Source organism: Streptomyces sp. enrichment culture (assembly GCF_964272895.1).
Lineage (GTDB): Bacteria > Actinomycetota > Actinomycetes > Streptomycetales > Streptomycetaceae > Streptomyces.
In genome coordinates, this window is the sequence record NZ_OZ186832.1 from 5,126,843 (window position 1) to 5,146,239 (window position 19,397).

At 71.1% G+C, this 19,397-nt stretch carries 20 protein-coding genes; 14 read left to right on the top strand and 6 right to left on the bottom strand.

Annotated elements, in window-relative coordinates; all coding sequences use genetic code 11:
* The first annotated feature begins 5 nt into the window (after positions 1-5).
* From ACSU6M_RS23330 to ACSU6M_RS23365, 8 genes are all read left to right on the top strand, one after another.
* Positions 6-242, top strand: coding sequence for a hypothetical protein (locus ACSU6M_RS23330; RefSeq protein WP_015657805.1), 237 nt, complete (start codon positions 6-8; stop codon positions 240-242).
* Between the two features lie 38 nt (positions 243-280).
* Positions 281-829 (top strand): F0F1 ATP synthase subunit B, encoded by a 549-nt coding sequence (locus ACSU6M_RS23335; protein ID WP_437072027.1) that lies wholly within the window; start codon positions 281-283, stop codon positions 827-829.
* Positions 826-1,641 (top strand): F0F1 ATP synthase subunit delta, encoded by an 816-nt coding sequence (locus tag ACSU6M_RS23340; protein ID WP_437072028.1) that lies wholly within the window; start codon positions 826-828, stop codon positions 1,639-1,641. The genes ACSU6M_RS23335 and ACSU6M_RS23340 overlap by 4 nt, the downstream gene beginning before the upstream one ends.
* Before the next feature lie 140 nt (positions 1,642-1,781).
* Positions 1,782-3,389: a F0F1 ATP synthase subunit alpha gene (atpA, locus tag ACSU6M_RS23345; protein ID WP_437072029.1), complete on the top strand. Its 1,608-nt coding sequence runs from the start codon at positions 1,782-1,784 to the stop codon at positions 3,387-3,389.
* A 21-nt stretch (positions 3,390-3,410) separates the two neighbouring features.
* A complete protein-coding gene (locus tag ACSU6M_RS23350) occupies positions 3,411-4,328 on the top strand; it encodes a F0F1 ATP synthase subunit gamma (protein WP_437072031.1) in 918 nt (305 codons plus the stop codon).
* Entirely contained in the window at positions 4,328-5,764 is a 1,437-nt protein-coding gene (gene atpD, locus ACSU6M_RS23355; protein ID WP_437072032.1) for a F0F1 ATP synthase subunit beta, read from the top strand. Before ACSU6M_RS23350 ends, atpD begins: the two co-directional genes overlap by 1 nt.
* A gap of 116 nt (positions 5,765-5,880) precedes the next feature.
* Complete coding sequence (locus ACSU6M_RS23360; RefSeq protein WP_437072034.1) at positions 5,881-6,252, top strand: F0F1 ATP synthase subunit epsilon; 372 nt, start codon at positions 5,881-5,883, stop codon at positions 6,250-6,252.
* Positions 6,253-6,415: 163 nt separating this feature from the next.
* The gene (locus ACSU6M_RS23365; RefSeq protein ID WP_437072035.1) at positions 6,416-6,862 is read left to right on the top strand and encodes a DUF2550 domain-containing protein; all 447 of its coding nucleotides are present in this window, start codon (positions 6,416-6,418) and stop codon (positions 6,860-6,862) included.
* Positions 6,863-6,872: 10 nt separating this feature from the next.
* Here the strand turns inward: ACSU6M_RS23365 and ACSU6M_RS23370 are convergent, their stop codons facing one another.
* The 3 genes from ACSU6M_RS23370 to ACSU6M_RS23380 all read right to left on the bottom strand — a co-directional run bounded on the left by ACSU6M_RS23370 (position 6,873) and on the right by ACSU6M_RS23380 (position 10,670).
* Positions 6,873-8,699, bottom strand: coding sequence for a glycosyl hydrolase family 18 protein (locus tag ACSU6M_RS23370; protein WP_437072036.1), 1,827 nt, complete (start codon positions 8,697-8,699; stop codon positions 6,873-6,875).
* 160 nt (positions 8,700-8,859) lie between these two features.
* Positions 8,860-9,501, bottom strand: a complete 642-nt coding sequence (locus ACSU6M_RS23375) for a response regulator (protein ID WP_437072037.1) — start codon at positions 9,499-9,501, stop codon at positions 8,860-8,862.
* Positions 9,498-10,670 (bottom strand): sensor histidine kinase, encoded by a 1,173-nt coding sequence (locus ACSU6M_RS23380; protein WP_437072038.1) that lies wholly within the window; start codon positions 10,668-10,670, stop codon positions 9,498-9,500. The genes ACSU6M_RS23375 and ACSU6M_RS23380 overlap by 4 nt, the downstream gene beginning before the upstream one ends.
* Positions 10,671-10,823: 153 nt before the next feature.
* Between ACSU6M_RS23380 and ACSU6M_RS23385 the strand changes: the two genes are divergently transcribed.
* Positions 10,824-11,435, top strand: coding sequence for a hypothetical protein (locus ACSU6M_RS23385; protein ID WP_437072040.1), 612 nt, complete (start codon positions 10,824-10,826; stop codon positions 11,433-11,435).
* Here the strand turns inward: ACSU6M_RS23385 and ACSU6M_RS23390 are convergent.
* Entirely contained in the window at positions 11,361-11,933 is a 573-nt protein-coding gene (locus ACSU6M_RS23390) for a cob(I)yrinic acid a,c-diamide adenosyltransferase (RefSeq protein ID WP_437072041.1), read from the bottom strand. The two genes, ACSU6M_RS23385 and ACSU6M_RS23390, sit on opposite strands and share 75 nt — an antisense overlap.
* 156 nt (positions 11,934-12,089) lie before the next feature.
* Here ACSU6M_RS23390 and ACSU6M_RS23395 point away from each other — a divergent pair, with 156 nt between their 5' ends.
* From ACSU6M_RS23395 to ACSU6M_RS23405, 3 genes are all read left to right on the top strand, one after another.
* The gene (locus tag ACSU6M_RS23395) at positions 12,090-12,938 is read left to right on the top strand and encodes a 3-hydroxyacyl-CoA dehydrogenase family protein (protein WP_437072043.1); all 849 of its coding nucleotides are present in this window, start codon (positions 12,090-12,092) and stop codon (positions 12,936-12,938) included.
* A 171-nt stretch (positions 12,939-13,109) separates the two neighbouring features.
* Positions 13,110-13,433, top strand: coding sequence for an STAS domain-containing protein (locus tag ACSU6M_RS23400; RefSeq protein ID WP_437072045.1), 324 nt, complete (start codon positions 13,110-13,112; stop codon positions 13,431-13,433).
* 264 nt (positions 13,434-13,697) lie between these two features.
* Positions 13,698-16,292: an ATP-binding protein gene (locus ACSU6M_RS23405; RefSeq protein WP_437072047.1), complete on the top strand. Its 2,595-nt coding sequence runs from the start codon at positions 13,698-13,700 to the stop codon at positions 16,290-16,292.
* A gap of 72 nt (positions 16,293-16,364) precedes the next feature.
* Here the strand turns inward: ACSU6M_RS23405 and nucS are convergent, their stop codons facing one another.
* A complete protein-coding gene (nucS, locus tag ACSU6M_RS23410) occupies positions 16,365-17,036 on the bottom strand; it encodes an endonuclease NucS (RefSeq protein ID WP_437072049.1) in 672 nt (223 codons plus the stop codon).
* Positions 17,037-17,335: 299 nt separating this feature from the next.
* Here nucS and ACSU6M_RS23415 point away from each other — a divergent pair, with 299 nt between their 5' ends.
* On the top strand, positions 17,336-17,728 hold the full coding sequence (locus ACSU6M_RS23415) for an SCO5389 family protein (protein WP_437072050.1): 393 nt from the start codon (positions 17,336-17,338) through the stop codon (positions 17,726-17,728).
* Positions 17,729-17,798: 70 nt separating this feature from the next.
* Here ACSU6M_RS23415 and ACSU6M_RS23420 read toward each other — a convergent pair whose 3' ends face one another.
* Positions 17,799-18,827, bottom strand: a complete 1,029-nt coding sequence (locus tag ACSU6M_RS23420; RefSeq protein WP_437072051.1) for an LLM class flavin-dependent oxidoreductase — start codon at positions 18,825-18,827, stop codon at positions 17,799-17,801.
* Positions 18,828-19,059: 232 nt separating this feature from the next.
* Here ACSU6M_RS23420 and ACSU6M_RS23425 point away from each other — a divergent pair, with 232 nt between their 5' ends.
* Positions 19,060-19,395: an ATP/GTP-binding protein gene (locus ACSU6M_RS23425; RefSeq protein ID WP_437072052.1), complete on the top strand. Its 336-nt coding sequence runs from the start codon at positions 19,060-19,062 to the stop codon at positions 19,393-19,395.
* Positions 19,396-19,397 lie beyond the last annotated feature (2 nt).

Below are 19,397 nucleotides of genomic sequence, written 5' to 3' on the forward strand. Positions count from 1 at the left end.
TCAGCATGGCTGCCACTGAGACCCTCGCCGCCGTCTCCGGTTCGCTCGGCTCCATCGGCTACGGTCTGGCCGCGATCGGCCCCGGCGTCGGCGTCGGCATCATCTTCGGTAACGGCACCCAGGCCCTGGCCCGTCAGCCCGAGGCTGCCGGTCTGATCCGCGCCAACCAGATCCTGGGCTTCGCCTTCTGTGAGGCGCTCGCCCTCATCGGCATCGTTATGCCGTTCGTGTTCGGTAAGTAAGACCCCTTACCCGACACGTTTCGACGAAAGGCACTGATGTGATCGCCAACCTGGTTCAGCTGGCGGCCGAGGAGGAGCAGAACCCGCTCGTTCCTCCGGGCCCCGAGCTGCTCGTCGGCACCATCGCCTTCGCCATCGTGTTCTTCTTCTTCTGGAAGAAGCTGCTTCCGAACATCAACAAGGTTCTGGAAGAGCGCCGCGAGGCGATCGAAGGCGGTATCGAGAAGGCCGAGGCCGCGCAGACCGAGGCCGCGAGCGTCCTCGAGCAGTACAAGGCCCAGCTCGCCGAGGCCCGGCACGAGGCCGCGCGTCTGCGCCAGGAGGCGCAGGAGCAGGGTGCCGCGCTCATCGCCGAGATGCGCGCCGAGGGCCAGCGGCAGCGTGAGGAAATCATCGCCGCCGGCCACGCGCAGATCGAGGCCGACCGCAAGGCCGCCGCGTCCGCGCTGCGTCAGGACGTGGGCAAGCTCGCCACCGACCTGGCCGGCAAGCTCGTCGGCGAGTCCCTCGAGGACCACGCCCGCCAGAGCCGTGTCATCGACCGGTTCCTGGACGAGCTCGACGCGAAGGCCGAGGCCGCGCGATGAACGGAGCGAGCCGCGAGGCCCTGGCAGCCGCCCGTGAGCGTCTCGACGCGCTGACGGACAACACGGCCGTCGACGCTGCGAAGCTCGCTGACGAGCTGGCCGCCGTCACCGCGCTGCTCGACCGCGAGGTGTCGCTGCGTCGGGTCCTGACCGACCCGGCGCAGGCCGGAGAGGCCAAGGCCGAGCTGGCCCAGCGCCTGCTCGGCACCCAGGTCGGCGGCGAGACCGCGGACCTGGTGGCCGGCATGGTGCGCTCCCGCTGGTCGCGCTCCCGCGACCTGGTGGACGCGCTGGAGGAGCTGGCCAACACCGCCGACCTCACCGCCGCGCAGAAGGCGGGCACGCTCGACGACGTCGAGGACGAGCTGTTCCGGTTCGGCCGGATCGTCTCCGGCTCCACCGAGCTGCGCGCCGCGCTGACCGACCGGGCGGCCACGACCGCGGCCAAGGGCGAGCTGCTGCGCAGCCTGCTCGGCGGCCGTGCCAAGGCCACCACCGAGCGTCTGGTGACGCGCCTTGTGACCGCGCCGCGGGGACGTAGCCTGGAAGCGGGACTGGAGTCCCTGTCCAAGCTCGCCGCCGACCGCCGGGAACGCATGGTCGCCGTCGTCACCTCGGCGGTACCGCTGAGCGACGGCCAGAAGCAGCGCCTGGGCGCCGCCCTGGCGAAGCTCTACGGGCGTCAGATGCACCTCAACCTCGACGTGGACCCCGCGGTCCTCGGCGGGATCCGGGTGCAGGTCGGTGACGAGGTCATCAACGGCTCCCTCGCGGACCGCATCGACGAGGCCGGCCGCCGCCTGGCGAGCTGACCCGCGACGCGAGCGACGCGGCAACTGAAAACGCAGTACGTACTTACGGCCCTGGTTGGGCCGTGCAGAGGATTCCTGGGGGTCGCCCCCAGACCCCCAAAGTGAAACTTCGGGCCCAACAAGGAGAGCAGGGAACCCAGATGGCGGAGCTCACGATCCGGCCGGAGGAGATCCGGGACGCGCTGGAGACGTTCGTCCAGTCGTACAAGCCGGACGCGGCCTCGCGCGAGGAGGTCGGTACGGTCACCCTTGCCGGCGACGGCATCGCGAAGGTCGAGGGTCTTCCCTCGGCCATGGCCAACGAACTGCTGAAGTTCGAGGACGGCACCCTCGGCCTCGCGCTCAACCTGGAAGAGCGCGAGATCGGCGCCATCGTCCTCGGTGAGTTCAGCGGCATCGAGGAGGGTCAGCCGGTCACCCGTACCGGTGAGGTCCTCTCCGTCGCGGTCGGCGAGGGCTACCTCGGCCGCGTCGTCGACCCGCTCGGCAACCCGATCGACGGCCTCGGCGAGATCGAGACCAGCGGTCGCCGCGCCCTCGAGCTGCAGGCCCCCACGGTCATGCAGCGCAAGTCGGTGCACGAGCCGATGGAGACCGGCTACAAGGCCGTCGACGCGATGACCCCGATCGGCCGTGGTCAGCGTCAGCTGATCATCGGTGACCGCCAGACCGGCAAGACCGCCCTGGCCGTCGACACGATCATCAACCAGCGCGACAACTGGCGCACCGGCGACCCGAACAAGCAGGTCCGCTGCATCTACGTCGCCATCGGCCAGAAGGGCTCCACCATCGCCGGCGTGCGCCGCGCGCTGGAGGAGAACGGCGCCCTGGAGTACACGACCATCGTCGCCGCCCCGGCGTCCGACCCGGCCGGCTTCAAGTACCTGGCGCCCTACACCGGCTCCGCCATCGGTCAGCAGTGGATGTACGAGGGCAAGCACGTCCTCATCATCTTCGACGACCTGTCGAAGCAGGCCGACGCCTACCGTGCCGTGTCGCTGCTGCTGCGCCGTCCGCCGGGCCGTGAGGCCTACCCGGGCGACGTCTTCTACCTGCACTCCCGCCTGCTGGAGCGCTGCGCCAAGCTCTCCGACGACATGGGTGCCGGCTCGATGACCGGTCTGCCGATCGTCGAGACCAAGGCCAACGACGTCTCGGCGTTCATCCCGACCAACGTCATCTCCATCACCGACGGCCAGTGCTTCCTGGAGTCCGACCTGTTCAACGCCGGTCAGCGCCCGGCCCTGAACGTCGGTATCTCGGTCTCCCGCGTCGGTGGTTCGGCCCAGCACAAGGCGATGCGCCAGGTGTCCGGCCGTCTGCGCGTGGACCTCGCCCAGTTCCGTGAGCTGGAGGCGTTCGCCGCCTTCGGTTCCGACCTGGACGCCGCGTCCAAGGCCCAGCTGGAGCGCGGTCAGCGCATGGTCGAGCTGCTGAAGCAGGACCAGTACCAGCCGATGGCCACCGAGTACCAGGTCGTCTCCGTCTGGGCCGGCACCAACGGCCGTATGGACGACGTCCCGGTCGCGGACATCCGCCGCTTCGAGAAGGAGCTGCTCCAGTACCTGCGCGACCAGCACAAGGGTCTGATGACCTCCATCAAGGAGGGCGCGAAGATGTCGGACGACACCATCGCCGCCATCGACTCGGCCGTCGCGGAGTTCAAGAAGCAGTTCGAGACCTCCGACGGCAAGCTGCTCGGCGAGGACGCTCCGGCCGCTCCGAAGGCGACCAGCGCCTCCAAGTGACGTAAGGAAGGGACCTGACTCATGGGAGCCCAGCTCCGGGTCTACAAGCGTCGCATCCGATCCGTCACCGCGACCAAGAAGATCACCAAGGCGATGGAGATGATCGCCGCCTCGCGCGTCGTCAAGGCGCAGCGCAAGGTGGCGGCCTCCACGCCGTACGCGCAGGAACTGACCCGCGCGGTCACGGCGGTCGGCACCGGGTCGAACACCAAGCACCCGCTGACCACCCAGGCCGAGACGGTCACCCGGTCCGCAGTCCTGCTGCTGACCAGCGACCGCGGTCTGGCCGGTGCCTTCAACTCCAACGCCATCAAGGCCGCGGAGCAGCTGACCGAGCGCCTTGAGCGCGAGGGCAAGCAGGTCGTCACGTACATCGTCGGCCGGCGCGGTGTGGCCCACTACAACTTCCGTGAGCGCAAGATCGCGGAGTCGTGGACCGGCTTCACCGACGAGCCGTCGTACGCGGACGCCAAGAAGGTCGCCGCGCCTCTGATCGAGGTCATCGGCAAGGACGCGGCGGACGGCGGCGTGGACGAGCTCCACATCGTCTACACCGAGTTCGTGTCGATGATGACGCAGACGGCGATCGACAGCCGCATGCTGCCGCTCAGCCTCGACGAGGTCGCGAAGGAGGCCGCCCCCAAGGGCGAGATCCTTCCGCTGTACGACTTCGAGCCGTCGGCGGAGGACGTCCTCGACGCCCTGCTGCCGCGGTACGTCGAGAGTCGGATCTACAACGCGCTGCTGCAGTCGGCCGCTTCCAAGCACGCCGCCACCCGGCGTGCGATGAAGTCGGCCACCGACAACGCGGGCGAGCTGATCAACACGCTCTCCCGTCTTGCCAACGCGGCCCGCCAGGCCGAAATCACCCAGGAAATCAGCGAGATCGTCGGTGGCGCGAGCGCCCTGGCCGACGCGACCGCGGGGAGTGACAACTAATGACCACCACTGCTCAGACGGCCACGGCGACGGGCCGCGTCGCGCGGGTCATCGGCCCGGTCGTCGACGTGGAGTTCCCCGTCGACGCGATGCCCGAGATCTACAACGCCCTTCACGTCGAGGTGGCCGACCCGGCCAACGCCGGCGAGAAGAAGACGCTGACCCTGGAGGTCGCCCAGCACCTGGGTGACGGCCTGGTCCGCACCATCTCCATGCAGCCGACCGACGGTCTGGTCCGCCAGGCCCCGGTCGTCGACACCGGCGACGGCATCACCGTCCCGGTCGGCGACTTCACCAAGGGCAAGGTGTTCAACACCCTCGGTGAGGTGCTGAACGTCGACGAGACCTACGAGGGCGAGCGCTGGTCCATCCACCGCAAGGCCCCGAACTTCGACGAGCTCGAGTCGAAGACCGAGATGTTCGAGACCGGCGTCAAGGTCATCGACCTTCTCACCCCGTACGTCAAGGGTGGAAAGATCGGTCTGTTCGGCGGCGCCGGCGTCGGCAAGACGGTGCTCATCCAGGAGATGATCTACCGCGTCGCCAACAACCACGACGGTGTGTCGGTGTTCGCCGGTGTCGGTGAGCGCACCCGTGAGGGCAACGACCTCATCGAGGAGATGTCGGACTCCGGCGTCATCGACAAGACCGCGCTGGTCTTCGGCCAGATGGACGAGCCCCCGGGCACCCGTCTGCGCGTGGCCCTGGCCGGTCTGACCATGGCGGAGTACTTCCGCGATGTGCAGAAGCAGGACGTGCTGTTCTTCATCGACAACATCTTCCGCTTCACCCAGGCCGGTTCCGAGGTGTCGACCCTGCTCGGCCGTATGCCCTCCGCGGTGGGCTACCAGCCGAACCTGGCCGACGAGATGGGTCTCCTCCAGGAGCGCATCACCTCGACCCGTGGTCACTCGATCACCTCGATGCAGGCGATCTACGTCCCCGCGGACGACCTGACCGACCCGGCCCCGGCCACCACCTTCGCCCACCTCGACGCGACGACGGTTCTGTCCCGTCCGATCTCCGAGAAGGGCATCTACCCGGCCGTGGACCCGCTGGACTCCACGTCCCGGATCCTGGACCCGCGCTACATCTCGCAGGACCACTACAACGCGGCCATGCGCGTGAAGAACATCCTGCAGAAGTACAAGGACCTCCAGGACATCATCGCGATCCTCGGTATCGACGAGCTCGGCGAGGAGGACAAGCTCGTCGTCCACCGTGCCCGTCGCGTGGAGCGCTTCCTGTCCCAGAACACCCACGTCGCCAAGCAGTTCACCGGCGTGGACGGTTCGGACGTTCCGCTGGACGAGTCGATCGCCGCGTTCAACGCGATCTGCGACGGCGAGTACGACCACTTCCCGGAGCAGGCGTTCTTCATGTGCGGTGGTCTTGAGGACCTCAAGAAGAACGCGAAGGAGCTGGGCGTCTCCTGACCCGGGCGGCCGCCTGAGTCGTGAGGGGGCGGGCACGTCCCGCCCCCTCATTCACGCCTACTAGACTTGTAACCAACACCCGGCAGAACCGCCGGGTGGTGACCCGAGGAGCCACCTTGGCTGCTGAGCTGCACGTCGCGCTGGTCGCGGCCGACCGAGAGGTCTGGTCCGGCGAGGCCACCCTGGTCGTCGCGCGCACCACGTCCGGCGACATCGGCGTCATGCCCGGTCACCAGCCGCTGCTCGGTGTGCTGGAGTCGGGCCCGGTGACCATCCGTACGAGTGACGGTGGAACGGTCGTCGCCGCGGTGCACGGCGGTTTCATCTCGTTCGCCGACAACAAGCTGTCGCTGCTGGCCGAGATCGCCGAGCTCGCCGACGAGATCGACGTCCAGCGTGCGGAGCAGGCGCTGGAGCGCGCGAAGTCGGCGGAGGACACCTCCGCCGAGCGGCGCGCCGCGGTCCGCCTGCAGACGGCGGGGCGCTGAGCCCGGGGGCACTTCCCAGGGCCCGGGGCTCTGGAGGAGCGCCGTAAGCGATGATGTGACTCAGCCGCGGCTGGGCCCGGAGCCTTCCGGTCCCCGCCGCGGCTGAGGTGAATCCGGGTGTTTTTTACGTTCCGTTACCTAGGAGACGAGGAGGTCGGTGTCGATGGTCCTCGCTCTGACTGTGTGCGGAATCGTCGTCGCTCTGCTGGTCCTGGGGCTGTTCGTGTTCGGCCTGCGGCGCAGACTGATCCAGCGCTCCGGCGGCACCTTCGACTGCAGCCTGCGCTGGGACGTCCCCGAGGGCGGCGACACCAGCGGCAAGGGCTGGGCCTACGGCATCGCCCGCTACAACGGTGACCGCATCGAGTGGTTCCGGGTCTTCTCCTACGCCCCGCGCCCCCGCCGCGTCCTGGAGCGTGACGCGATCGAGGTGGCCGGCCGCCGGCTGCCCGAGGGCGAGGAGGAGCTGGCTCTGCTGTCCGACGCGGTGATCCTGGTCTGTCTGCACCGGGGCACCCGCCTTGAGCTCGCCATGAGCGAAGACGCGCTGACCGGATTTCTCGCGTGGCTGGAAGCAGCCCCGCCCGGTCAGCGCGTCAATGTCGCTTAGCTGATGTCGCTTACTTCAGCCCGTTGCTGATGGCGCTCACCAGCTCACCATTGCTGGTGTCGCCGGAGAACTCCCAGAAGAAGGCGCCGCCCAGGCCCTGGTTCTTGGCCCAGGTCATCTTGCCGGCGATGGTGGCCGGGGTGTCGTAGGACCACCAGTTGCTGCCGCAGTGGGCGTACGCGGTGCCGCCGACGGTGCCGGTGGCGGGGCAGGAGCTCTTGAGGACCTTGTAGTCCTCGATGCCGGCCTCGTAGGTGCCGGGGGCCGCGCCGGTGGCCGTGCCGCCGGGGGCGGACTGGGTCACGCCGGTCCAGCCGCGGCCGTAGAAGCCGATGCCGAGCAGCAGCTTGGACGCGGGGACACCCTTGGCCTTGAGCTTGGCGATGGCGTCGGCGGAGTTGAAGCCGGCCTTCGGGATGCCGGAGTACGAGGTCAGCGGGGAGTGCGGGGCGGTGGGGCCGGTCTTGTCCCAGGCGCCGAAGTAGTCGTACGTCATCACGTTGTACCAGTCGAGGTACTGCGCGGCGCCGCCGTAGTCGGCCGCGTCGATCTTGCCGCCGGAGCTGGCGTCGGCGGTGATGGCCGCGGTGATCAGGTAGTTCGGGCCGAACTCGGCGCGCAGGGCCTGGGAGAGGTTCTTGAAGGCCGCCGGGCCGGAGGTGTCACAGGTCAGACCGCAGGCGTTCGGGTACTCCCAGTCGATGTCGATGCCGTCGAAGACATCGGCCCAGCGGGGGTCCTCCACGACGGCCTTGCAGGACTTGGCGAACGCGGCCGCGTTCTGCGCGGCCTGGCCGAAGCCGCCGGAGTAGGTCCAGCCGCCGAAGGAGTACAGCACCTTGATGTGCGGGTACTTCGCCTTCAGCTGGCGCAGCTGGTTGAAGTTGCCGCGCAGCGGCTGGTCCCAGGTGTCGGCGACGCCGGAGACGGACTGGTCGGCGGTGTACGCCTTGTCGTAGGCGGCGTAGGTGTCGTCGACGGTGCACTGGCCGTTCTTGACGTTGCCGAACGCGTAGTTGATGTGGGTGATCTTGGACGCGGAGCCCGAGGTCACCAGGTTCTTGACGTGGTAGTTGCGGCCGTAGACGCCCCACTCGGTGAAGTAGCCGAGGTTGACCTTGGCGCCGGGCTGCGGGCCGGGGCCGGTGCCGCCGCCGGTGGTGCGCACGGCGACCGAGCCGCTGGCGGGGCCGGTCTGGTCGGCGGTGTCGCGGGCCTGCACGGAGTAGGAGTAGTCGGTGCCGGCGGTGAGGCCGGTGTCCGTGTAGGTGGTGCCGGTGACGGTGGCGACCTTGGTGCCGCCGCGCAGGACGTCGTAGTTCTTGATGCCCTTGTCGTCGGTGGCCGCGCTCCAGGTGAGCTTCACCGAGGTGTCGGTGATGTCGGAGGCGGTGGGGGTGCCGGGCGCGGAGGGGGCCGCGTCGCCGGGGACGGAGGTGCCGTCGCAGCTGCCGCCGTTGAGCTTGCAGCCCGTGGGGGAGCCGGAGCCTGTGCCGTTGAAGCCGAAGGTCACCGAGGCGCCGGGGGCCAGGGTGCCGTTCCAGGACTTGTTCTTGGCGGTCCAGTGGGTGCCGGCGGAACTGAAGTCGGCGTCCCAGCCGGAGGTGACGGAGGTACCGGAGGGGAAGTCCCACTCGACGGTCCAGGAGCTGATGGTGGTGGTGCCGGTGTTCTTCACCGTCCACCGGCCCTCGAAGCCGCTGCCCCAGTCGGACGCCTTGGTGTAGGTGGCCGTCGCGCTGGTCGCCGCCTGGGCCGGGCTCGCGAGTCCGACCATGCCGGCCAGGGGGAGGGCCAGGCCGGCGAGGGCCGCCGCCGCTTTATGTCTGAAGCGCATGCAGCGCCTCCTTTTGTGGAAAAGGGGAGTGGGGCACGACTGAGCCTTCATGCCCACGGTGCGGCGAGGATAGGAAAGGTCTGGACCAGAGGTCAATAGGTCTGGACCACTCTGGAACGGAGTGCCGCCGCAGCCCCGACGCCGGCACAGCGCCTTGCCGCTAGAGCCCCAACTCCTGCGCGAGAACCGCCGCTTGCACCCGGCTGCGCAGCTCCAGCTTCCCCAGCAACCGGCTGACGTGCGTCTTCACCGTGGCCTCGGCCATGTCGAGGCGGGCGGCGATGTCCGCGTTGGACAGCCCCTGCCCGAGGCAGGACAGCACCTCGCGCTCCCGTGGCGTGAGTCCGTCCAGGACCGCCGGATCCGTCGCCGGCCGCCGTACGGGCTTCGCGGCGAACTCGGCGATCAGCCGCCGGGTGACGGCCGGCGCCACGATCCCCTCGCCGCGCGCCACCGTCCGTACCGCCTCGATCAGATCCCTGGCCTCGGTGTTCTTCAGCAGGAACCCCGCGGCACCGGCCCGCAGCGCCCCGAACACGTACTCGTCCAGGTCGAAGGTGGTCAGCACGAGCACATCGGCGAGCCGCTCCGCGACGACCTTCCGGGTCGCCGACACCCCGTCCAGACGCGGCATCTGCACGTCCATCAGCACCACGTCCGGCCGCAGTTCGCGGGCCAGCGCCACCGCCTCCTCGCCGTCGGCCGCCTCGCCGGCCACCTCGATGTCGGGCGCGCTGCGCAGGATCAGGACCAGCCCGGCGCGGACGGCGGACTGGTCCTCGGCGACGAGGACACGGATCATGCGGAATCTCCTTGGGTGAGGGGCAGTTCGACGCGTACGGTCCACACGTCGCCGTCGGCTCCCGCGGCGAACGTGCCGCCCAGCAGCTCCGTCCGCTCCCGCATGCCGACGAGCCCGGCGCCGGAGCCGGGCGCGCGCGGGGCGTCCCGGTGGTCGTAGGCACTGGTGACCACCACCCGCAGGGCGCCGTCGTGCTCGCCGAGGGTGATGCGGACCGGACCGGGCGCGGCGTGCTTGAGGGCGTTGGTCAGCGACTCCTGCACCACCCGGTAGGCGGCCAGTTCGACCGGTGCCGGCACCTGCCCGTGCGCCGCGTCGAGCGTGACGTCCAGGCCGTTGGCGCGGGCCGTCTCCACCAGCGCGCCGAGGCCGTCGAGGGTGGGTGCGGCGGCCGGCTCGTGCTCCCCGCTGCCGTTGCGCAGGATGCCGATGAGCCGCCGCATCTCGGCCAGCCCCGCGACACTGTTCTCGCGGATCACCTTCAGCGCGTCCCGGCTGGTGCCGGCGTCGTCCAGCGACAGAGCGGCCGTGGAGTGGATGGCGATCGCGGAGAGGTGGTTGGCGACCATGTCGTGCAGCTCGCGGGCCATCCGGGCGCGCTCGGCGGTGACCGCCTGGACGCGGTCCATCTCGGCCAGCAGGGCGGTCTGCTCGGCGCGCAGCCGGGCGGCCTCGGCGGCCTCGCGGTGGTTGCGGACCAGGGCGCCGGTGGTGGCCGGCCCGAGCGCGATCGCCCCGATGCCGACGCCGATCAGCATCGAGTCCGGGACCTGCCAGACGGCCACCGGCACCACCAGGCCGGCGACCGTGAGCAGCCCGGTGATCCAGGGGATGCGCCGGGCGGAGGCAGGAGTGCCGTACAGGACCGCCGCGTAGACCAGGTCCGTGAACATCACGATGGTCAGGACGCTGCCCCGCGTGACGGTGTCGACGGTCAGCGCGAGGACGCCGGTCAGCAGCGCGGTGCGCGGCATCGTCCGGCGCAGCAGCTCGCAGCCGGCCGTCACCCCGAGCGGGACCAGTGCCGCCCAGTCGGGGGACCACAGCACGAGCGCGTCATCGGTGCGCCGGGGGAACACCTGCGCGCCCCACAGCAGGAGTCCGCCGAGCAGCCCGCCCAGCGCGACGTACACGTCGAAACGGTGCGGGCGGAGGACTCGTGCGGCCATGCCCCCCATCCAACACGGCCCGGACCGCACCCGCGTGCATCCCGGGAACGGTCCCCGCCTGCATCTTTCGATGTACCCGCAGTTCGTCACCGCCGACGACGACAGCGCCGCGCGGCCACGGGAGCCTGGGAGGGTGATCGAGGGGAGCATGCCGTGATCGTCGCGTTGATCATCGCCTGTGAGGTCGGCTTCTGGGTGCTGCTGGCGCTGGGCCTCGCCGTCCGCTACCTGCTGAACCGGCGCCGCGCCAGCGTGGCGCTGCTGCTGTGCGAGCCGGTCCTGGAGCTGGTGCTGTTCGTGGCGACCGCGATCGACCTGAAGAACGGCGCCGAACCGAGCTGGGAGCACGGCCTGGCGGCGCTGTACATCGGCTACACCGTGGCCTACGGCCACTACACGATCCGCTGGCTGGACGGCCACGCCGCGCACCGCCTCGCCGGGGCGCCGAAGCCGGTGGGCGCCCCCCGCCACGGCATGCCCCGCGCCTGGCACGAGGCCCGCCTGTGGCTGCGTACGCTGCTCGCCGCCGCCGTGGCCTGCGGGCTGCTCCAGGGCGCGGTCTGGTACGTCGGTGACGACGGCGACATCTCGTCGCTGCGCGCCTTCCAGTGGGCGGCGCTGCGGGCCGCCGGCATCCACGGCCTGGTCGCGCTGGCCTACTTCATCTGGCCGAAGAAGGCGCCCGAGGGCTCAGCGCTCCCCGCCCGGGACCCAGAGCACGTCCCCGACAGCCTGGTTGGCCGTACGGGCAAGGATGAACAGTAGGTCCGACAGCCGGTTGAGGTAGGTCGCCGTGAGCGGGTTCATGATGTCGCCGTGGACCTCCAGCGCCGCCCAGGTGGAGCGCTCCGCCCGCCGGACGACCGTGCATGCCTGGTGCAGCAGCGCCGCGCCCGGTGTGCCGCCCGGCAGGATGAAGGAGCGCAGCTTCTCCAGCCGCTCGTTGAAGCGGTCGCAGTCCGCCTCCAGCTTGTCGATGTAGAACTGCTCGACCCGCAGCGGCGGGAACTCGGGGTTCTCCACCACCGGCGTCGACAGGTCCGCGCCCACGTCGAACAGGTCGTTCTGCACGCGGGTGAGGACCTTGACGACCTCCTCGTCCAGCCCGCCCAGCGCGATCGCCGTGCCGATCACGGCGTTCGCCTCGTTGGCGTCGGCATAGGCGGCGATCCGCAGATCGGTCTTGGGCACCCGGCTCATGTCGCCGAGAGCGGTGGTGCCCTTGTCGCCGGTCCGCGTGTAGATGCGCGTCAGATTGACCATGAGCTCAGGGTAGTTACGCGCCCTCACCCCCGCCGGTGTGATGTCCGTCATGTGAGACGTGACGCGCATTACTAACCGGTCACACAGGGGCTCACGCCCGCTAGTGTCCGCCGTGAGCCAACGTAAACAGCGTGTATGCAGACAAGGGGAGTCGGAGTGGCACGGAAGCTTGCCGTCATCGGGGCCGGTCTCATGGGTTCCGGCATCGCCCAGGTCAGCGCGCAGGCGGGCTGGGACGTCGTCCTGCGGGACGTCACGGACGAGGCCCTCAAGCGCGGCACCGACGGCATCAGGGCCTCGTACGACAAGTTCGTGAGCAAGGGCAAGCTGGAGGCCGCCGACGCCGAGGCCGCGCTCGGCCGCATCACCGCCACCACCGACCTGGACGCGGCCGCCGACGCCGACATCGTCGTCGAGGCCGTCTTCGAGAAGCTGGAGGTCAAGCACGAGATCTTCCGCACGCTCGACAAGATCGTGCGCCCGGAGACCGTACTCGCCTCCAACACCTCCGCCATCCCGATCACCAAGATCGCGGCCGTCACCGAGCGCCCCGAGCGGGTCGTCGGCGTCCACTTCTTCTCGCCGGTGCCGATGATGCAGCTCGTCGAGCTGGTCCGCGGCTACAAGACCAGCGACGAAGCCCTCGCCACCGCCCGCGAGTTCGCCGAGTCCGTCGGCAAGACCTGCATCGTCGTCAACCGCGACGTCGCCGGGTTCGTGACCACCCGTCTGATCTCCGCCCTCGTGGTGGAGGCCACCAAGCTCTACGAGTCCGGCGTGGCCACCGCCGAGGACATCGACCTCGCCTGCAAGCTGGGCTTCGGCCACGCCATGGGCCCGCTGGCCACCGCGGACCTCACCGGCGTCGACATCCTGCTGCACGCCACCAGCAACATCTACACCGAGACACAGGACGAGAAGTTCGCCCCGCCGGAGCTGATGCGCCGGATGGTGGACGCCGGTGACATCGGCCGCAAGAGCGGGCAGGGCTTCTACAAGCACTGAAACCGCACATGCCCGGGGAGGTGTCACGCCTCGGGGTGAATTCGGTATCGGTTCGCTTACGGACGGCAACCTCTGACACCCCAACACCGTCAGAGGTTGCAACCGTAGCTCGTACAACGCAGCACCACCCTCATCGCACGCGGAGCACACAACGCACGCACGGGAGCACTTATGCACATCAGGGGCGACCACGCCGAGGTGGTCGTCGGGGGCCGCCTCGACGTCCGCACCGCGGCGGACGCCCGTACGGTCCTGCACTCGGCCGTCGACGACGGGGCCGGCGATCTGATCCTCGATCTGTCCGAACTGGACTCGTGGGACGCCACCGGACTCGGCGTGATCATGGGCGCCCACCGGCGCGCCGGCCGCTGCGGCCGCCGCCTGGTGCTGCGCGGTGTACCGCCGCAGATGCAGCGCCTGCTGGTGGCCACCCGGCTGCACCGGATCCTCGCCATCGAGGGCGGCCTCGGCGTCGAGTCCATGCCCCGGGTGTGACCCCCGGCGCGTGACCCGGCACGGACCGTCGCGACGACCCGGACGCCGGGCGGCGAAACGCCCGACGCGGCCAATTCTCATGAGACCGTGACGTCTCGGACCAGGCGGCCCCCCGGGCTGTCGCAGACCCCGAGCGACGGTTTACGGTTCGACTGCCCGCCGTCAGAAACCCGCCAGCGGGTACCGGACCAGAAGCGACAGCGCAGTGTGCAGCAAGGCCGGGAGGGGCTACCGCCACACAACGCTCTTGGGGGCTTGCAACCTATGGACCCGAACTCCCGGGGCCCCGAGGACCACGGCCAGGAAGGCGCCGGCCACCCGCCGCGCCAGCGCCCGCCCAGGGACCCCCTGACGCCCGACCTCGGCCAGCACGCGCCCGCCCAGGCCCGCACGGTCCAGGTCGTCTCCGGCGACTACCTCCTCACCGTCAACCCCGTCGACGGCAGCGAGATCGAGCTGTGCCCGCCCACCGAGCGGCCCGCCCCGCCCCAGAAGCTGGACGCCGACGCCCGCGCCGAGGCCGCCCGCGCCGCCGCCCCACCGGTCCCGCCCGGCCCCACCCCCCGCGAACTGCCGCTCCTCGGCCGCCAGGACGAACACGAACGGCTCGTCCGGCTGCTCGCCCGCGGCCGCTCCGTCCGCCTCACCGGCCCCGGCGGATCCGGCCGCAGCCGCCTCCTCGACGTCGTCGCCGCCGACTGCGCCGACCTCGCCCCCGACGGCGTCATCCGCCTCAGCGGCTACCGACGCACCGTCGACGACCTCCTCGGCGACCTCTTCCACGCCGTCCACCGCGCCCCGCACCACCGCCCGGAACGGGACGAACTGCTCGACCGGGTCGCCGAGATCGGCGCCGTCGTCGTCCTCGACGACATCGAGTTCGGCGGCGCCGGCCTCGACCTGCTCCTGGACGCCACCCCCGAGTGCGCCTTCCTCGTCTCCGCGACCCCCGACGTGCCCGCCCCGTCCGCCGACTCCGCGATCGAGGAGGTCTTCCTCGGCGGTCTCGACCGGGCCGGCGGCCTGGAACTGCTGGAGCGGGCGGTCGGCCGCACCCTCACCGAGGACGAGGCCAACTGGGCCGGAGACCTGTGGTTCGAGTCCGAGGGCCTGCCGCTGCGCTTCGTCCAGGCCGGCGCCCTGCTGCGGCAGCGCGACCGGCTGCGCGCGGGCGCCGACGCCCTCGACGAGTTCGGCGTCTTCGAACCCGAGATCCCGCTGGAGGACGCCTTCCCCGGCGACGCCCCGCCCGGCGAGGACATACCGCTGCCCTCCCTCGCCGAGGGCGCCGCGCCCGCCGCGCTGCTCGCCTCCCGGCTCAGCGCCTCCGCCCGCGCCACGCTCCGCTTCGCCGTCGCCCTCGGCGGCGAGGTACCGCACCAGGCCCATCTGCCCGCCCTCGTCGGCGACACCCACGCCGACGCCGCCCTCGGCGAACTCCTGGGCTGCGCCCTGGTCTCCCCGGCCGGCCCCCGCTACCGGCTCGCCGCCGGGGTGCTGACCCAGCTGGAGGCCGCCGGATACGCCGACGAGGCCGACACCCACGTCCTGACCGCCGCCCAGCACTACGCCTGGTGGGCCGGACACCCCTCGGTCACTCCCGAACGGGTCTGCGCCGAGGCCGACGCCGTGCTCGCCGTGCTCGCCGCCCTCGCGCCGGTCACCACCGTGCCCGCCGACGGCGAGGAGAGCCCGGCCGTGCAGCTGGCCCGCACGGCCGCGCCCGCGTTCGCCGCGGGCCTGCACTGGAGCGCCTGGGAACGGGCGCTGCGCTCCGGCGCCGAGGCCGCGCGCCTCGCCGGTGCCGTCGCCGACCAGGCGTACTTCCACCACGAGCTGGGCGTCCTCGCGCTCTGCCACGGACAGCTCGACCGCGCCCGCGCCGAGCTGGAGGCGTCCATCGGGCTGCGCGGCGCCCTCGCCGACAAGCGCGGCACCGTCGCGGGCCGCCGCGCACTCGCCCTGGTCGCCGACCGCTCCGGCACCACGCCGGGCGTGGGGCTGCCGCCGGGCGGGGGAGCGGCGTCGGGCGGGGCGCCCGGTGGAGGGCTGCCCGCGCTCGGGGCGGGCGCGGCCGACGCGCTCCTCGCCGAGCCCGCCCCGCCGTCCCGCGGTGTCCCGTCGGCGTACGCGCCCTTCCCGCCGCTGCGGCGGCCCGACGAGGCGCTGGTGACGGACGTGCCCGAGCGGGCCGGCTCCCACCCCGAGCCGCGGCGCGGCGCACGGGTCGGATTGCGCGGCATGGCCCGGCGCAACCTCGCCGCGACCGGCGCCGGCGCGCTGCTCGTCGCGGTGCTGGGCACGGTGGTGACCCTGGGCGTCACCTCCGACAACGCGCCCGAGGACCCCTCGCACCGGGTGGGCGTCAACCCCTCCGCCAGTCATGACGAGGGCGAGGACGACCTGGGCGCGGACGAGGCGGCGGACTCCGACGACACGCCCGGCCGCGGCGACACCGGCACCGCCACCCGCCGGCCCACCGACCCCGGCCCCGACGGCACGCACGGCACCTCCGACGACCCCGCCCCGCCGGCCACCTCCGACACCACCGAGCCCTCGGACGCCCCGAGCGGCTCCCACCCCCCGGCCACCGAGCCGTCCAGGTCCACGACGAAGCCGCCGACCCCGACGCCGTCCCGGCCGCGACCGACGGTCGAACCGACGACCAGCCCGCCCCCGACCACGAAGCCGCCCACGTCGACCCCGCCGCCGACCACGACCCCGCCGCCGACCACCACGCCACCGCCCACCACCACGGCGCCCTCCACCACGGACACCGCCGCCAGTCCCACGACCGGCACCACGGCGGCGGAGACGGGCGCGGAGGGCTCCCCGAGCGGCTCGCCCGACGTCATCTGACCCACGGCGGCACGCAACAGGGCCGGGTCCCCCGCGGGAGATCCGGCCCTGACCGCCGTAGCGAAGCCCGGCTCAGAACAGCCGCAGCTTGTCGTCCTCGATGCCGCGCAGCGCGTCGTAGTCCAGAACCTGGCAGCCGATGCCCCGGTCCGTGGCGAGGACCCTCGCCTGCGGCTTGATCTCCTGCGCGGCGAAGATGCCGCGCACCGGCGCGAGATGCGGGTCGCGGTTCAACAGCTCCAGATAGCGCGTGAGTTGCTCGACGCCGTCGATCTCGCCGCGCCGCTTGATCTCCACCGCCACGGTCTGCCCCTCGGCGTCGCGGCACAGGATGTCGACGGGGCCGATGGCGGTCATGTACTCGCGCCGGATCAGCGTGTAGCCCTCGCCCAGCGTCTCGATGCGGTCGGCGAGCAGCTCCTGCAGATGCGCTTCCACGCCGTCCTTGATCAGACCGGGGTCGACGCCCAGTTCGTGCGAGGAGTCGTGGAGGACCTCCTCCATCGTGATGATCAGTTTCTCGCCCGCTTTGTTGACGACGGTCCACACACCCTCGTCGTCACCCGTGCCCTCCTTCAGGGTGCACGGCGGCGACATCCAGTTGAGGGGCTTGTAGGCCCGGTCGTCGGCGTGGATCGAGACGCTGCCGTCCGCCTTGACCAGGATCAGACGGGGCGCCGAGGGCAGGTGGGCGGTGAGCCGGCCGGCGTAGTCGACGGAACAGCGGGCAATGACGAGACGCATGGTCCGCAACGCTACTCGACGGGCGGGGGTGCACGCGATTCGCCCGCCCCTCTCCCGCCGCCCCCCGGATCGAGGCCCCAGCGGCCACCCCTTTTGCTCCAGAACACTCCTGTTCATTCATGGCCGATTGTGCGCACACTCGCCGCTCCCTATGTGCGCATTCTCCTGGTGCCGTCACCGTCGGTTGCCTACCGTATTAAACGGGAGGTTGCGATGTGTGTACGCAGCGTATCTGGCATCGCGAACTCCCTTACCTGTCCGGCAACCCCTGCGCGTTCGGGGGTGCGAGAGGAGAACCCATGTCGCTCGACGTCTCACCGGCCCTACTTCGACAGGCCGAGCGAGGCGAGGTCGACGAAGCAGAATTCGTCGACTGCGTCCGGACCTCCCTGCCCTACGCATGGGAGATGATCAGCTCCCTGGTGGCCCAGCTGAAGGTGGACGGCGGACAGTTCGCCGACAACCAGACGCCTCCGCCGGACGAGCAGGCACGGGGTCAGCTGCTGCGTGCGCTCGCGAGTGACGCCATACGCGGTGCGCTGCAGCGGCACTTCGGGGTACGGCTGGCCTTCCAGAACTGCCACCGGGTGGCGGTGTTCCCGCTGGATGCGTCGGCCGACGACAGGCTCGCCCGATTCACGTCGGTCCGCGCCCAGTTGCTCAACCAGTCCCCGGAGCTGCGGGACTGCTGAGGCAGTTGAACGGCATGTTTGCCGCTCCCTGGGCCCCGCGCCGGTGGAGCGGCAAGCAGTCGAGGAGAGTTCAGCGCAGCTGGGGCAGTACCTCCGTGCCCAGCCGCCGTACGTTCTCCTCGGTCGCCGCGAGGTCGCCCGAGCCCTCCACCAGCAGGGCGAAGCGGGAGACACCCGTGCGCTCCGCGGTCGCGGCGAGCCGGTCGGCGCACAGCCGGGGCGTGCCCACCGGGTGCAGCCCGCAGAGCAGTTCGGTGTACGCCAGCGGATCGCGCATCCGGCGCTCCCGGCCGTCCACCGTCACATGCGCGTCCAGCCCCTGCTTCAGCCAGCCCGGCATCGCCTTCAGCAGCGTCTCCGCCGCGTCCGTGCGCCGGTCCGCGATCTGGCAGACCCCGGCCGACACATGCGGCGCGTCCCGGATCTCGTCCGGGGTCCGGCCGGCCGCCCGCGCGAACTGCCGCCACAGGGAGACCATCTCGGCCTTTTCCTCGTCCCCGACATGCATGCCCAGCAGCATCGGCAGCCCGCGCTCGGCGGCCAGCCGCACACTGCCCGGCGAGGTGCAGGCGACGAGCACCTCCGGCCCCGCGGTGTCCGTCAGTGACTCCGACGGCCTGGGCACGACGGGGACTTCGCGGAAGGCATAGCGCTCGCCGCTCGCCGACACGGCCGGTTCGCGCAGCCAGCGCACCAGCAGATCGAGTGATTCCGGGAACCCCTCCTCGTACGCCCGCAGCCCCGCCCCGAACACCTCCAGGTCCACCCAGGGTCCGCCGCGCCCCACGCCGAGCGAGAAGCGTCCGCCGCTCGTCAGATGCAGCAGCGCGGCCTGCTCGCCGAGCGTCACGGGGTGGGTGGTGGGCAGCACGCTGACCGCGGTGCCCACCCGGATCCGGCGGGTGCGCCCGAGCAGTAACGCGGCCAGGGTCACCGCGGACGGGCAGGTGCCGTACGGCACGAAGTGGTGCTCGGCCAGCCAGACCGCGTCGAGTCCGGCCTCCTCCGCCACCTCGGCCGAGCGGACCGCCCGGTGCAGCGCCTCCCCCTGGCCCTGCCCCGGGAACTGGGCCGCCAGCACGAAACTTCCTACGCGCATCGCAATTTCCTGCTTCCTCGGCTCCGACACGGAGCTCCCCCACCCGGCATAACCGTCTGACACGTGCCGAGGACACGGCCTGACGGAGTAATTTGCGGATTGTCTGCGGAATGGGCGTCCCGGCGGGGGACTTGCGGGCGCCCCGACCCGCCTCGACCCTCCGAGTGCCCGGGTACCCGCCGCGTACGCTGGACGCGGACCGTGCTTCCTGTATAGCTCCGTGAGGTGTTCTGTGTCCCCGCGTCGCAACCGACCCAAGGGTGGCGAATCCGCGTCCGGCCGGGGTGCCGGCGACGACCGGCCCGGTCGCTACGGCGGCTGGGAGTCCTCGGTGGACTGGCAGGGCGAGGACTGGACCGTACGCCATGTGGCGGGCGCCAGCGCGCAGGGCAAGACCTACCGCTGCCCCGGCTGCGACCAGATGATCCCCTCCGGCGTCCCGCACGTGGTGGCGTGGCCCGCCTACGCCGGTGTCGACGACCGCAGACACTGGCACAAGGCGTGCTGGAACGCACGGGACCGCCGCACCTCGCGGGTGCAGCGGTCCCGTAACGCGCCGAGGTTCTGAGG